This window comes from Neobacillus cucumis (assembly GCF_002860255.1).
In the GTDB taxonomy this organism is placed as follows: Bacteria; Bacillota; Bacilli; order Bacillales; family Cytobacillaceae; genus Neobacillus; species Neobacillus cucumis_A.
On the sequence record NZ_PGVE01000060.1, the window covers coordinates 1 to 15,041 of the forward strand.

Consider the following 15,041-nt stretch of genomic DNA (forward strand, 5'->3'; position numbering starts at 1 on the left):
CCGAGTAAGGAAAAAGAGAGAACGGAGGGTAGCCAATCGAGGGTATAGTCGACCGAGCCAGAGAAAAGAGAGAGCCAAGGGTAGTCAATCGTAGTCATAAAAGATCTAGCAAGGGAAAAAAGCACCTAGGGGGCAGTTAGTGTACCCCCTACGTACGAACAATAGGAGCAACAGTAAAATCTTAGACTATAAATCTCTTTTTATTCATAATAAGTCCATTTTCCAAAACCTTTCATAGTATAGTTTTGTTTTAGGATTCGACAAATTTGTTTTTTAGATTCAATCACATTACACCATTCAAAAACCTCATTAGTAGTGATTTTTATATCAGGAAAAAGCAGGACTAACTCCTCCACAGACCTTAAAACAGCCGAATCGACTGTTTCCTCGTATCCACATGATTTACAGACAATCCTCCGCTGGTCCTCTATAAAAGATATAAGCGATAGACACTTTGCGCATATAAGTCCCTTTTCCAATTGATTAAAGGTATATGAGGGAAAACGCGTATAGGGAGATTTAGTTTGATGCATTGAAATTAATTGATCAGCAAGCATTTTGTGACGGTTCATTAGTTTTGACGGGATTTCATTTAATTTTTTCATGAGGGCATTTAGCTGAGTGGGGTGGATAATCGGCTCGCCTAAGGGGGCTTGATATAAAGTGAAACAAGGGTTTACAAACGTTACGTAACCTTCAATAGGTAATTGAAAGCCAAGATTTTTAAGTAAAGGGCGGAGAAGGGCTTTACTACGTTTTAATTGATCCAATGGATTTTTTATTTCGTCATTTGATAACTTAGGATAAAAACTTCCTGATTCATACCTATAATCACCTTCATAGTTTTTCACTTCATATGGATAGATTGTATGCTGAGAAATGATCAATGTATCAATTTGAAAAACTGAATTATTATGTTCAAGGCACAAATCATCTAAAATGTATAAATCATTTTGGAGCTTTGATGTTAGTCGGTCAAAGAATAACTCCCCCTCGTAACCTTTTTCAAGGTAAGCATAACGCTGCTTGTCTTTTGAGGATAACTCCATTCGTGCATTTAAAGAGCACAGGGCCTTCAATTCATTTGATTTTATTCGCTTCTTATAAGGAGGCATATCAAACTTCCTTTCCTATTATTAAAATACTCCATATTCATTGTACAAAAACCAGCCCAAAAATGATTTGAATACTTTGTTAACATTGCGTACTTCAAAACTCATTTAAAATTTTAAATTTAGTTTTTTCTTTTCACCAAGATTTCACCAAACTCTATTACTATTCATTACATAAGATAAACGAAAGGAGATAAGAGACATGAATACAAAAGTGAAAAAGGGTATTTTCTGGGGAGTGATCGTTGCTTCTAGTGTACTAGTAATCAACGTCCTCCACTTTCTACTAGGAGGAAGCAGCGCGTATGCTAGAGGTCCACAAGGAGGACATGGTCCTGGTGGAATGGGCCACGGCGGCGGATTTGGGGGCCGTCAGATGATGTATGGTGCTCATCATGGCGGCGGGTTTCCTTGGCTTTTCTTAATTATTGGACTAGCTGTCCTCGTGCTGCTAGTAAGATGGCTGAGAAAGAAATCGAAGGCATCTTCTATGCAGCAGTTTATTGACACCTCTCTAGCAGGTTCACAAATACCTGTTACCAATCAAAATGCCAACATTTTAGATCAATGGGAAAAAAATATTTTAACTAAAAAGGAGAATGAATAAAAATGGGTATTTTTAAAAGATTAAAGACCATTACCATGGCGGAAATTAATGGACTATTAGATGGTATGGAAGATCCAATTGCGATGTTAAATGAGTATTCTAGAGAAATGGAACAGGAAATCACAAAAGGTCAAAAAGCTTTAGCTAGACAAATTTTTGTAGAGAAAAAGCAGGCAGCCCTCATTTCTCAAACTAAATCGTTAGTGGACAAGCGTACGCGCCAGGCGAAACTAGCCATTGAACAAGGCGACGAGCAAATGGCCAAATTAGCTGTGCAAGAAAAACTTAGCCAAGAAAACCAATTACAACTTTATGTAGATCAATTAGAGTCGATTAAGGGACAAACCCAAATCCTTGTAGAAAAATTAGATCAGCTGAAGGAAACGGATAACCAAATGCAGCAAAAGAAAATCCTGTTAGCTTCCCGTGCGAATGTGGCTCAGTCCATGAAACAAATTCAGAAGGTTACGGTTTCCTTTAATACGGATGATATTGCTAGAGGAGTCGCCCGTGCGGAGGAGCGGATCTTATTGATGGAAGCCGAAGTGCAGGCGGGAAATCAGTTCTCCGCTCCATTAGCCCAGTTTGATGCGGCGTATGGCAACTATGTGAATGAAGAAGAGGTACGTAAGGAGCTAGAAAAGCTAAAGAATCAATGATCATTTAGTCAAGGAAGGGAAGCACCATCAGAAAGGCTGGGAGTTTCCCTTCTAAATTCTTTATTATTGAAAAAGTCCTCCTCTAAAGGAAAGGACTTTTTTGTGTTTTTTAAGATTAATCTTACTATCCAGTATGACTTGAAATATTTACCTTAAATCCGGAGATACTATGCGATGAGGTGAATACGTTGAGTTCAATTATAAAGAATTTAGATTTGCATTCTAAAGGAGTTTGGCTGCCAATCATAATCTCGCTGCTATTGTTTATATATGCTCTTTTTATGCCAAAGAAGGAGATCGATTGGAGAGAATTTTATGTTACTTTTGGAATCGTTGGTTATATTGCTTGGATTTCGGATTCCTTGTTTGGAAAAATGTTAGATCTTGTGGATTTCGGCCACCCGAAAATTACCGGGATAGGTGAGTTTTTAAGCTACAGTTTAATCCCTTCTTCTATGGCAGTTATTTATTTAAATTACTTAGAGCAGACGACTAATAAGTGGAAATTGACGATTCTTTTCACGATCATTTCTATTTTCATTGAGTGGGCGATGAGGAATGTAGGCTATATGAAGGCTCATGGCTGGAGTTTCTTCTTCTCCATTCCTTTGTATTTTGTTGTATATGCTTTTTTATTACCTTTTCATCGTAAGTTGATTCAGTGCAAGCAGGATTAGTTAGGCTTATAAAAAAGAGCTGCGGTGGCAGCTCTTTTGTTTTGGGGTGACATAGAATTACTTGCTAATGAAGCAGGTTAAAAAATATATCAGAATACCATTTCAACCTTATATTCTCCTACATCATTAAGAAAATCCAAAAACATTGTTGACTTGTATACAAGGATACTAGTATAATCACCATATAAAGCGGTTACATAAAATAGTAGAACATGAACATAAGGAGGTCAACTCCTTTGGATTTTTAATGGAACTAGTTGAAAGCATCCAAGTCCATGAATCTATTAAACTAGCTAACAATACCGCATATAGGATACATACAAATCTAACAAAGGAAGCAGGTGGATTCCAAATGCTCCCCATTCATGGAAATTTAAATGGAAGAGTGGCTGTTATTACCGGGGGTAGCGGTGTATTATGTTCGGAGATGGCGCGTGAACTTGCCCGCCATGGAGTAAAAGTAGCCATTTTAAATCGAACAGCTGAAAAGGGACAAAAGGTAGTAGACGATATTGTTCAATCAGGTGGAACGGCCCTGGCTGTGGCAGCGGATGTTTTGGATAAATCATCCCTGGAGAACGCCCAACAAATCATCCTAGAATCTTTTGGAAGCGTTGATATTTTAATTAACGGTGCAGGAGGCAACCATCCTGACGCCATAACTGGACCAGAAACATATGAAGAAAACGGAAGTGGGCAGTCCTTTTTCGAGTTAAATCCAAATGGCTTCTCTAAAGTATTTGATAGTAACTTTATTGGGTCTTTTCTTGCTAGTCAGGTATTTGGGAAAACATTGCTCGAGGCAAAGGCGCCGGTCATTATTAATTTTTCATCGATGAGTGCCTATGCTCCAATGACCAAAGTTCCTGCCTACAGTGCAGCGAAAGCATCCATAAATAACTTTACAATGTGGATGGCGGTTCATTTTGCGGAAGCAGGCTTACGAGTGAATGCGATTGCGCCAGGATTTTTCCTGACCAATCAAAATAAAAACCTGCTGCTGAACCAAGATGGAAGCTATACCGATCGTTCGAAAAAAATTATTACCGGAACCCCTATGAAACGCTTTGGAAAACCGGAGGATTTAATAGGAACCATGCTTTGGCTTTTAGATGAAGAATATTCAGGGTTTATCACAGGTATCACAGTACCGGTGGATGGGGGCTTTTTAGCCTACTCAGGTGTTTAAGTATAGATGATGTGCGAATGATTCCTTAAGTGTCGTTCGTACGGAACCCTTTTTTTAGGCTCTGTTAAACGATATTGTTTTTTAAACTCTGGTGATTGGAGCGGAAGGCGCTCGACTCCTGCGGGAGTACGGGGCAGGTGAGACCCCGCAGGCGCTTATGCGCCGAGGAGGCTCACCGGCACGCCCGCGGGTGTGCTGAGCGCCTGGAGCGGAAATCAACAGCCAAATTTAACACAGCTTTTTTTAAAAAGTAATTTTGGAAGCGTTGACAGGATATGAGGAGGTTACTGTATGTTAGCAAAAATGTTTTCGAAAGATAAACTGCCAATCCTAATTTTATTATTCTTAGCCGGCGTCATTAATTATCTAGACCGTTCTGCCTTATCAATTGGTGCTCCATTTATTAAAGAAGACTTACATTTATCAGCGACACAAATGGGAATTATTTTTAGTAGTTTTTCTGTTGGTTATGCGATTTTTAACTTTATTGGTGGAATGGCTTCTGATAAATACGGTGCCAAACTTACCTTGTTTGTAGCGATGATCGTTTGGTCATTATTTAGCGGCGCGATTGCCTTGGCCGTTGGTTTTACAAGTTTAATCGTCATTCGTGTTTTATTCGGAATGGGGGAAGGTCCGCTTTCGGCAACCATCAGTAAAATGGTCAATAACTGGTTTCCGTCTGACCAGCGTGCGTCTGCTGTTGGTTTAACAAATAGCGGCACACCACTTGGCGGGGCCATTTCAGGTCCGATTGTAGGTTTTATCGCTATTACCTTCAGCTGGAAGATATCATTTATTTTTATCATGATTATTGGTCTTGTTTGGGCCCTGTTATGGTGGAAATTTGTTAAGGAAAAGCCGGCTGCCTCTTCTCAAAAAGAAAAGGTGGTAAAAATGGACCAAGTTTCACAGGAACGACGCCCATTAACTTTTTATTTGAAACAAAAGACCGTATTATTTACAGCGTTTGCCTTCTTTGCCTATAACTATATTTTGTTCTTCTTCTTAACCTGGTTCCCAAGTTATTTAGTAGATGCCCGTCATATGGATGTGAAGGAAATGAGTGTAATTACCATGATTCCATGGATTGTAGGATTTATCGGTCTTGCGTCTGGCGGATTTGTTTCAGATTTTGTTTTCAAAAAATTCACAAACAAAGGTGTTTTATTCTCCAGAAAAGTTGTTCTTGTCACTTGTCTCTTTATTTCAGCGGTTTGTATTGGAGGGGCTGGTCTTGTAACAACAACCGTTAGTGCAGTAACTTTGGTTGCATTTTCCGTATTTTTCCTATACCTGACAGGGGCCATTTACTGGGCGATCGTCCAGGATGTTGTCGAGCAAAAAAGTGTTGGATCTGTAGGTGGATTTATGCACTTCTTAGCTAATACAGCAGGAATTATTGGACCAGCATTAACAGGGTATCTAGTGGATCGTTCCGGTTCGTTTACGTCTGCATTCTTATTAGCCGGCGGATTGGCTGTATTTGCTTCCCTTTCTGTTATCCGTTTTGTTCGTCCGATCAAGTATCCAAATAGTAAAAAAACAGACTTAAATATGAGTATTTAACTTTTACAGATGGCTCAAACCTATTCAGGTTGGGTCATCTTTTTTTGCGGTTGGTAAAATTTTTCCTCCTTTATGCCTAGTAAAACACGGTTATTTAATTTTCTAAGTATGATAAACTTGCAATATATTTATCATAATGGGGAATCGACTATGAATAACTCTATCTACGATAATAGGATAAAAATTGAAATAGAGCTGCGAAAGGCAATTGAACAGAACCAGTTTTTCCTCCACTATCAGCCGAAGCTGGATTTAAGAACAGGTGAGCTAGTTGGGGTAGAGGCGTTAATTCGGTGGAATCACCCAAGATGGGGAATAGTATCACCAGAGTGTTTTATTGGAATTGCCGAAGATACAGATTTGATTATACCTATCGGTGAGTGGGTTCTATATGCTGCTTGTCAACAAATTAAAACCTGGCAAAATCACGGTTTTTACACCGCCGTCTCTGTCAATTTATCGCAAAAGCAGTTCATTAACTCAAATATAGTTCAGACCATTGAAGAGGTTCTTGAAAAAACAGGTCTTGAACCACACTATTTAGAGGTTGAATTAACGGAAAGTATAAAACCTGATCTTGAACATACCATTTCCTCCTTACAGCAGCTGAAGAATCTTCGAGTATCTATCAGTATTGATGATTTTGGGACCGGATATAGTTCCTTAAGTTATTTAAAGGAATTACCGATTGATACATTAAAAATTGACCAGTCTTTTGTACGAGAACTTCATAATAATCCAAATGATGAGGCGATTGTTAAAACGATTATCTCCATCGCACACAATTTAAATTTGAAGGTTGTAGCCGAAGGTGTGGAAACAAAGGAACAGCTCATCTTTCTCCAACAGCATTTGTGTGACCAGGCCCAAGGATATTTCTTCAGTAAGCCTATGTCGGCAAAGGAGTTAAAAGATAACCTTCTGGAGGTTCAACAGATTGTCAATGAGCATGGCATCTCCGAGAATACAAGAAACCGGATATGGTATGAGGAGTTATTGAATCAAGCAAAAAAAGAGTTACAAGATACTGTTCGTTTGCAGCAAGGAATGATATTTAAGTTTAAGAGGATTAATGGACAATTTATTCATACCCTCTGTGATGGGGAATTACTATACCAAATGGGATTGGTTCCTGCTCAAGTGGTGGGGAAAAGACTAGATGAGTTTCTTCCTTTAGAATATGCTTTGGATAAAACAACCTATTACCAGAAGGCATGGGATGGGGAAGAACTTGTCCATTATGAAGGGCATATTAATGGAATTGATTATCTTGCTAGCTTGCGCCCCATCATAAAAGGCGGGGAAATCATCGAGGTCATTGGGTCTTGTAGTGATATAACCGCACGAAAACAGGCGGAGATGTCTTTACGAAAAAGCGAGGCCAGATATCGCCTTATAACAGACAATATGAGTGATATCCTTATGTTGTTGGATAAATACGGAAAGGTCTTATATGCTTCTCCTTCTCTTGGCAGGGTACTTGGGGCCCCAACAAAATCCTACGAAGGTGGAAGCGCGTTTCAATTAATTCACCCCGAGGACAGAAATAAAGTCATGAAGCAATATCGGCAAATCCTAAAAAGAATCCCTTCCTCACGCTTGGAAGCACGATTTTTACATTCCGATGGAAATTGCGTTTTGATTGAAGGTATTTGCACACCGGTGTTTGGCAGTAACGGTGAAATGGAACATATGATCATTGCAGGGAGAGATATTACAGAGCAAAAAAGAACGGAAGAACAGTTAGCGAAATCAGAAAAATTAGCGATCGTCGGAGAATTAGCTGCCGGTGTTGTCCATGAAATTAGAAACCCGATTACATCCATTAAAGGATTTATTCAGCTGTTCCAGCAAGGGATTCATAAACCAGAATATTTTAAAGTGATATATGAAGAATTTGAAAGGCTTGAAGATATTCTTCAGGAATTTTTAAACTTAGCGAAACCACAACCATTCAAATTGGAAAGGTTCGATCTCAAATCGATTCTTCAAGATGTAGTGACATTGCTCCGGCCAGAAGCCAATCTAAATAATGTTCAAATCTATCAAGAATATGACGACCTGCTGCCTCCAATTATGTGTGATCGTAATCAACTTAAGCAAGTTTTCATTAATATTATCAGAAACAGCATGGAAGCTACTATAAAGTCAGGCACGATTCATATAGTTGGAATTTTAGAAAGGAATTATGTCCTTATAAAGATAATGGATAATGGAATTGGGATTAGTGAAGAACGCATTAAAAGATTGGGAGAGCCTTTCTATAGCAACAAAGAAAAGGGGACTGGTTTAGGTTTAATGTTATGCTTTAGAATTGTCAAACAACATAATGGGTGTCTCACGATAAAAAGTGCCGAAAATCAAGGGACAACCGTTGAAATTAGGTTCCCCATCACATACTAACCGTTCCTAATAAAAGCCATCCAGCAAAAAGGGAGAAGAGTAATCTTCTCCCTTTACTTGACCGATCTTAATCTTTATCACGTTGTTTCGACCGTGTTTCTCCGCCTTTACGGCCGATTTCTTGGTAAAATTCTTTATCATGGTTTCTAGAAGTCGCTTCCCCGCCTTTACGGCCAGCCTCTTCCACCGTCATACTTCCGTCTTTTTTGTTTCGATTGTTGGTCATGATAGATTCCTCCTTTTTCGAATTTGGAATGGCTCTTGACTTACCTTATTTATGTACCCGGATGCTGGGCATTCAAACCATTTTTTCTCCAGTTGGTTTAGAAATTTTTTAAAAAAAGGCTGCTCTCCTGAATCGGGAAACAGCCTTATATCTTATTCCTTTGGTTGGTATGCCCATACCGACACACTTCCTGCGTTAACTGGGAAGGTGGCATAGCCATCTTCTTCAATGAGGATTTCCTCATTCCTTGAGTTTGTCAGGTCTATCCATGTTTCTCCAGCCTTTTGCTCACCAACGTACATTCTTTTCTCACCCTCATCTCCATTGGAAATGACGACAGCACATCCGGAGTGTTCAATTTCTTTGATACCAAGCCGAACCCAGCCAATGGTGTTTGGATGATCGAAATAGTCCTGCTGATCGCCGTAGGCTTTATGGTATCTGGCATCTAGCAGGGAATCGAGAATTTCCTGTTTTTCTTCTGCCGGCTCTGGCCCTCTGATTCCGTAATAATCGCCATAGAAGATACATGGATAACCATCTTGTCTTAAAAGAATTAAGGCATAAGCACTAGGCTTAAACCAATCTTGTACCCATGATTCCAGGGATTCCTGGGGCTGGGTGTCATGATTATCAACGAAGGTAACGGCATGCCCGGGGTGTGAACTTACAAGGGTATCCTCAAAAATGCTTGTTAAATCAAAGTCTCTTCCTTCGTTGGAGGCTTGGCATAATTTATAATGCAAGGCAACATCAAATAAATCTATATTATAGTCGACATGGTCAAGGTATTTTCGGCAGGCCTCTAAGTCGTGCTTCCAGAATTCCCCTACCATATAAAAATCCTCGCCTCGGTGATTAAGTATTTCATTTACAAACTCTCGAATAAAATCGTGATTGATGTGCTTGATGGCATCAAGGCGGTATCCATCACATTGAAGGGTATCAGCCAGCCATTTCCCCCATTGAATCATTTCTTCTTTGACTTCTGGATGGTTATAGTCAATATTGGCTAACATTAAATAGTCGTAATTACCGAATTCATCATCGACTTTCTTACTCCAATCCTTGCCTTCTCCAAGGATCTTATAGATGCCTAGTTTACCTGTCTTTTCATCACAATCGGTTCCGTTAAAATGCTCAAACCCCCATTGAAAAGAAGAATATTTTCCGCCGCGGCCCGGGAAGGTAAACTTTGTCCAACCTTCAATATCAAAGGGTTCAGAAATTGTTTTTGTGCGGTCCTCCTGATCCACTTCAACGACTTTAAATTGCTCCGTTTCATCCGCACCGGCTTTATGGTTCATTACCACATCAACATAGACTTTTATGCCAAGGTTGTGGCAGGCAGCGATTGCTTCTAGTAATTCCTCCTTCGTGCCGTACTTGGTCCGGGTGGATCCTTTTTGGTCAAATTCACCGAGATCATATAGATCATATGGGGCATACCCATTATTGTCCGGAGAAGATGCTTTTGTCACCGGAGGGATCCAGATGGCGGAGATGCCGCTTTCTTTTAATTGCGGGGCCAATTCTTTCAGACGGTGCCAATGAGTGCCATCCGGCATCAGATGCCACTCAAAAAATTGCATAATCGTTTTATTTCTCTCCATGTACTGCTTCCCCCTTGTTCATCAATTAATTAAGCATTGAATAATTACCCGTTTTGATAACAAGTTAATCCTAGCGGAAGAAAAGGGAAGCAAAGGGACGGTTCTCATGCTTCTGAAGCATGAGAACCGTCCCTTTGTACTAGATTGATAAACTTACGTATCCCTTTCGAAATTTGCTCCTCATTGGCAAAGGAATAACTTAAGCGCAGCCATGAGGAGGGCTGTTTTAACGGGTCACATATTTGGCCGGGAACAAAGGAGATTGATTGATCGATTGCTTTGGTTAATAAGTCCTCGGTTGAGAGGTGGTCAGGAAGCTGTACCCATAAGTTCAAGCCGCCATTTGGGCTGGTCCATTGCCAATTGGCTGCAGATAGCTCTTTTTCCATGATTTCTTTTCGTATCTGCAAGGCGATTCGCAGTTTCTCGACGTGTTGTTGGAGTCTTGAAGAAGAAAAATAATGAAGAAAGATCTTTTGATTTAATAACGGAGAACCATTATCCGCTAATGATTTTACTGTGAATAGCGATTTTCTCACAGACTCGTGCCCATTCATCATCACGGCAATTCGCAGCCCGGGAGAGATATATTTGCAAAAGCTTTTAATATAAATCACCATACCGGAAGTATCGTAGGTGTATATCGGCGTTGGAGGCTCTTCATCGAAATAGATGTCACTGTAGGCATCATCTTCGATTAACAGACAGCGGTATTGCTCTGCCAATTGGACTAATTGCTTCCGTTGGGCAGGCGGGACGGTATATCCGGTTGGATTATGAAAGGTCGGATTCAGATAAAACAGCCGGGGTTTGTGTTTTTTCATGAGGTGTTCAATCTGTTCTAAATCATATCCGTACGGATGGATGTCAACGGTTATGATATTGGCTCCTATGGCCCGAAACATATCAATCGCGGAACTATAGCTTGGGCGCTCTAATAAAATGGTGTCTCTTGCTTTCACAAATGCCTGGGCAATCAGATGGATGGCTTGCTGAGAGCCGGTTGTGATTAATAGATGGTCAGGATTTGTGAACATCTTATATTGGCGATTAAAATAGCCGGAAAGTGATTGGCGCAGCTCTTCGTCACCTTGAACCGTGGAGTAGGTAGAGAGAACTTTCGGATAGAGGTCAAAGACTTTCTTTACATAATCTGAAATATAGCGGTTTGGTAAAAGATTCGGGTCAATTAATGCCTGTGAAAATTGATAGGAAACCGGTACTTTATGAATCTCGGATAAGTGATTTTTTTGCACGTAGGCAGAAATCATTGGGATATCCTGGTTATCATATTTACTATTATCACTGGACTGCACAAAATAGCCGGATTTATCTTTTGCGTAGATTCGATTTTCCTGTTTGAGCAGCTGATAGGCCTTTAAGACCGTTAAGCGATGAACCTTCATGTCAGCGGCTAAGTTTCTAATCGAGGGAAGCTTATCATCTTCTTTCCACTCATTGAGTTCAATGCGGTTTAAGACATAATCATATACTTGTTTAAACAAAAAATCCCCATTCATCTGTTTTCCTCCTATCCCTCCTCGATTTTATCATGTTTTTGAATTAAGGGTGAAGCAGGGGGAAGCAGGGGGACGGTTCTCATGCTTCGGAAGCACGAGAACCGTCCCCCTGCTTCGGAATAAATCTCTTAATGATTAAATATTTTCAGCGGCCTTTTTTGAAGCCATAAAAATATATTGGTTATTAGTTTTGCTGCCAAGATTACTACTACATAACAAACGAAAAGATAAAAATAATTGATTACTCCATACATCCTAAATAGTCCTAAAGCAACGAGCAAAGGTTTAAAAATAAATGAAAATATTCCGGCAACAATGATAGAGTACAGGTAAAAGTTTTTATCATGGTTTAGGGTCCACTGATAAATAAGCATAAAAGAAACAGGGACGATACTTGAATCGAGTGATAAGCTTGGAAGTGCAGGTATAACCTGAAATGGGTAATTCCACAATCCATTATTAATGCCAAAGATATCAAAATAAGCAAAAATGATATGTACACTATAGCCAAAAAAACCAATTAAAAAAATCTTACTCTTATCAATTTTAAACACAAGAAATATAAGTGGTACAACTAATATGCCAACCATCATCCAGTACTCCAAAGATAAATAAAGCGAATGGTCATTCCAATAATCAATGATTGCATCTGTTGACTCTTTCCTTAATCTAACGGCCTGATCAAATTGAATTATCCGAGGATCTTCTGACATTGTAGGGCTCCTTTATTTAGAAGTAATTATCTTTAGTGTTACCCATTTAAAAAGACATATGTTTAGAAGGTTTGCATTTCTATCTGGTCTATTCACCGTCATCTGTTCTATTCTCTTTCCCCTATAATGGAGCAAAGGGAGGAATAGACATGGTTTTGTTTGGTTATTTGTTTATGTGTTTGATTTTTAGTACCACGTTTCTTGCCATAAAAATTGGGATTGATGCCGGTGTGCCGCCATTTTTCTCAGCGGGGCTCCGCTTTTTTATAGCTGGTATCATTTTATTTACCGTCATGTTAATAAAAAGAAAGACCCCTCTGCGTTTGTTTTTTCGAAAGGAAATGCTGTTGACGGGGATTGGATTGACCTTTGGGACGTTTGCTACCTTATATTGGGCAGAACAGTTTGTTCCATCAGGAACAGCTGCAGTCTTGTCTGCTACGGGGCCGATGATGATCCTGCTCATCCAAGCTCTTTTTCTAAAAGTGAAGGCGAGTCTTAGTTCCTTGATTGGCTGTCTCGTTGGAATTGTGGGAGTATTTCTTCTCATTTTGCCGAGTTTTACCTTTCATATGAATTCCTTTGTACTGGGAGGCTGTCTGTTGATTATTGTCGGGGAGGTGTTCTATGCATCAGGAACCATTTACTCCAAAAAAGTTATTAATCAATTTGATCAGATTTCCCCGATTGCCTTAAATGCGGTTCAAATGATGCATGGAGGAATTCTGCTCATGCTCTTGTCTCTTGTGACAGAAGATATCCATTGGGGATCTTTAGTCAGTCCTGCGGCGGTTGGTTCGTATCTTTATTTGATTGTGTTTGGATCGATGCTTGGGCATAGTCTTTATTACTGGCTGGTTTCAAAGACAAACCCTGTTTTTCCGTCGACCTGGCTGTTTGTCTCACCGATATTAGCGATGCTCATGGGAGTGGTTTTTTATCATGAAGTTGTTTCTTGGGTGTCTGGTATAGGTGCATTAACGATTATTCTTGGAACAATTATTATCTCGCTGCCTAATTTGAGGTCCAATCTAAGGGTTAATAGAGGTTCTATAAAACAAGAGAACCACCCGGTTTGAAAAAGGGTGGTTCTCTCGTGGTCTAGGAAATTATAGATTTACAACTTGTGGATAACTTTTTACAGGTTTAGAAACGTCTAGCTCCAGCGCCTAGCCCCTCGATGGTCTACAGCCAATCCGTCCAAAAGGTTAAAAAGCAACCTTTCGGCCGGCTCGTCTTATGCTTGTCGGGGCTGACCAAGGCGCTTGCGCTTTTGTTCTTATATTATTGAATGGCTACTTTTTTAGAGCTTGTTGGCCAGAAATAGCCGATGATCACACCAACGATTGCTGGTAAGATCCAGCCAAGACCAATATCGTAGAGTGGTAAATACTCAATGTAAGCTGCTTTAATGGATTCGAATATAGTGATCGTTGCTCCTGGTAAGCTGCTTGCTAAGGTACTGTACCCGTCGAAGAAGCTTACACAAAAAGTGAGGAACATAGACGCTGCATACACACTTTGCTTATGTCCAAATAATGGTGAGCATAGCGCCAATAAAATCAGAACAATGGCTAATGGATACAGTAACATTAATACTGGAACAGCGTATTGAATAATATTGTTTAAACCGAAGTTAGCGATGATAAATGATACAAGACATAGGATAAATACGAACATTTTATAGCTTACCTTTGGAAAAACACTATTGAAAAACTCGCTACAAGAGGTGATAAGTCCAATGCTCGTCTTCAAACATGCTAGTACAATAATAATTGCGAGTAAAATGGCACCGAATGGCCCGAAATAATGCTGAGCCACTTTAGCAAAAATCAACCCGCCATTATCGAAGGTACCAATCGCTGATACACTTGATGCCCCCATATAGGTAATGAGGCCGTAAATCAGCATCATGAGGGCCATGGCGAAAATACCTGATTTCCAAGTGGCTTTCGCAATGGTCTTCGTATCGGTGATGCCTTGTCCTTTAATGGCATTGATGACCACAATACCAAATGCAAGGGAGGCGAGGGCATCCATGGTGTTGTAGCCTTCTTTGAAGCCGGTAATAAAAGCTAATCCGCTATAGTCACCAGTCGGCTTATCGAAGCTGCCCATAGGCTTGACGATGGCGATAATGATTAGCACAAATAAAAACACTAAAAAGGCTGGTGTTAAATATTTTCCGATATAGTCGATAATTTTCGCAGGATTTAAAGAAAAATAATAGACAATGGCAAAAAATATGAAGCTAAAAATCCCAAGAAATAAACTGGTTTGCGCTGGATTAATATATGGTTCAAATCCGACAACAAAAGGGACAGTGGCTGTACGCGGGATCGCGAAAAACGGTCCGATGGTTAGGTAGAGCGCCATGGAGAACACGACTCCAAATACGGGATGGACACGCCCTGCTAAGTCACGCAGACCGCTGCTGCCAGATAAGCCGAAAGCTAAAATCCCTATAAAAGGTAGGCCGATGGCTGTGACTAGGAAGCCGATTAAAGCAGGCCAAAAGTGTGTACCAGCAAGTTGTCCCATTTGAATAGGAAATATTAAGTTACCTGCGCCAAAGAACATTCCGAACAGCATGGTACCAATGACTGCATAGGTTGAAAAGGATATTTTTTGTTGCATACAATATGCTCCTTCTTTATAGATTTAATTTATTTTATTCAATCATTTAAATTTATATTTAAATAATATATCATAATATTATTTAAATATAAATAATTTGAATATTAGAACAAGAA

General features: G+C 39.8%; 12 protein-coding genes and 1 pseudogene. 7 read left to right on the top strand and 6 right to left on the bottom strand.

Annotation, left to right across the window (positions count from 1 at the left end):
• Window positions 1-200 precede the first annotated feature (200 nt).
• Window positions 201-1,049, bottom strand: a complete 849-nt coding sequence (locus CVD27_RS15400) for a nuclease-related domain-containing protein (RefSeq protein WP_257984378.1) — start codon at window positions 1,047-1,049, stop codon at window positions 201-203.
• Between the two features lie 265 nt (window positions 1,050-1,314).
• Here CVD27_RS15400 and CVD27_RS15405 point away from each other — a divergent pair, with 265 nt between their 5' ends.
• The 6 genes from CVD27_RS15405 to CVD27_RS15430 all read left to right on the top strand — a co-directional run bounded on the left by CVD27_RS15405 (window position 1,315) and on the right by CVD27_RS15430 (window position 8,216).
• Window positions 1,315-1,719 (top strand): hypothetical protein, encoded by a 405-nt coding sequence (locus CVD27_RS15405; protein ID WP_101648789.1) that lies wholly within the window; start codon window positions 1,315-1,317, stop codon window positions 1,717-1,719.
• A 2-nt stretch (window positions 1,720-1,721) separates the two neighbouring features.
• Window positions 1,722-2,378, top strand: coding sequence for a PspA/IM30 family protein (locus tag CVD27_RS15410; protein ID WP_101648790.1), 657 nt, complete (start codon window positions 1,722-1,724; stop codon window positions 2,376-2,378).
• A gap of 188 nt (window positions 2,379-2,566) precedes the next feature.
• Window positions 2,567-3,055 carry a hypothetical protein gene (locus CVD27_RS15415; protein WP_101648791.1) on the top strand — a complete coding sequence of 163 codons (489 nt, stop codon included), beginning with the start codon at window positions 2,567-2,569 and terminating at the stop codon, window positions 3,053-3,055.
• Between the two features lie 352 nt (window positions 3,056-3,407).
• Window positions 3,408-4,244 carry an SDR family oxidoreductase gene (locus tag CVD27_RS15420; protein WP_101648799.1) on the top strand — a complete coding sequence of 279 codons (837 nt, stop codon included), beginning with the start codon at window positions 3,408-3,410 and terminating at the stop codon, window positions 4,242-4,244.
• A 303-nt stretch (window positions 4,245-4,547) separates the two neighbouring features.
• Window positions 4,548-5,813 (top strand): MFS transporter, encoded by a 1,266-nt coding sequence (locus CVD27_RS15425; protein ID WP_101648800.1) that lies wholly within the window; start codon window positions 4,548-4,550, stop codon window positions 5,811-5,813.
• A 150-nt stretch (window positions 5,814-5,963) separates the two neighbouring features.
• Window positions 5,964-8,216 (top strand): EAL domain-containing protein, encoded by a 2,253-nt coding sequence (locus CVD27_RS15430; RefSeq protein ID WP_180960309.1) that lies wholly within the window; start codon window positions 5,964-5,966, stop codon window positions 8,214-8,216.
• Window positions 8,217-8,286: 70 nt separating this feature from the next.
• Here the strand turns inward: CVD27_RS15430 and CVD27_RS15435 are convergent.
• The 4 genes and pseudogenes from CVD27_RS15435 to CVD27_RS15450 all read right to left on the bottom strand — a co-directional run.
• Window positions 8,287-8,409, bottom strand: a pseudogene (locus CVD27_RS15435) (KGG domain-containing protein); the annotation flags it as partial.
• Window positions 8,410-8,594: 185 nt separating this feature from the next.
• Window positions 8,595-10,055: an alpha-amylase gene (locus tag CVD27_RS15440; protein WP_101648794.1), complete on the bottom strand. Its 1,461-nt coding sequence runs from the start codon at window positions 10,053-10,055 to the stop codon at window positions 8,595-8,597.
• A gap of 104 nt (window positions 10,056-10,159) precedes the next feature.
• Entirely contained in the window at window positions 10,160-11,575 is a 1,416-nt protein-coding gene (locus tag CVD27_RS15445) for an aminotransferase-like domain-containing protein (protein ID WP_101648795.1), read from the bottom strand.
• Between the two features lie 128 nt (window positions 11,576-11,703).
• Complete coding sequence (locus CVD27_RS15450) at window positions 11,704-12,288, bottom strand: CBO0543 family protein (protein ID WP_101648796.1); 585 nt, start codon at window positions 12,286-12,288, stop codon at window positions 11,704-11,706.
• Window positions 12,289-12,437: 149 nt separating this feature from the next.
• On the opposite strand from CVD27_RS15450, the gene CVD27_RS15455 reads away from it, so the two are divergent.
• Complete coding sequence (locus CVD27_RS15455; protein WP_101648797.1) at window positions 12,438-13,367, top strand: DMT family transporter; 930 nt, start codon at window positions 12,438-12,440, stop codon at window positions 13,365-13,367.
• 205 nt (window positions 13,368-13,572) lie between these two features.
• Here CVD27_RS15455 and brnQ read toward each other — a convergent pair whose 3' ends face one another.
• Window positions 13,573-14,925, bottom strand: a complete 1,353-nt coding sequence (brnQ, locus tag CVD27_RS15460) for a branched-chain amino acid transport system II carrier protein (RefSeq protein WP_101648798.1) — start codon at window positions 14,923-14,925, stop codon at window positions 13,573-13,575.
• Window positions 14,926-15,041: the final 116 nt, after the last annotated feature.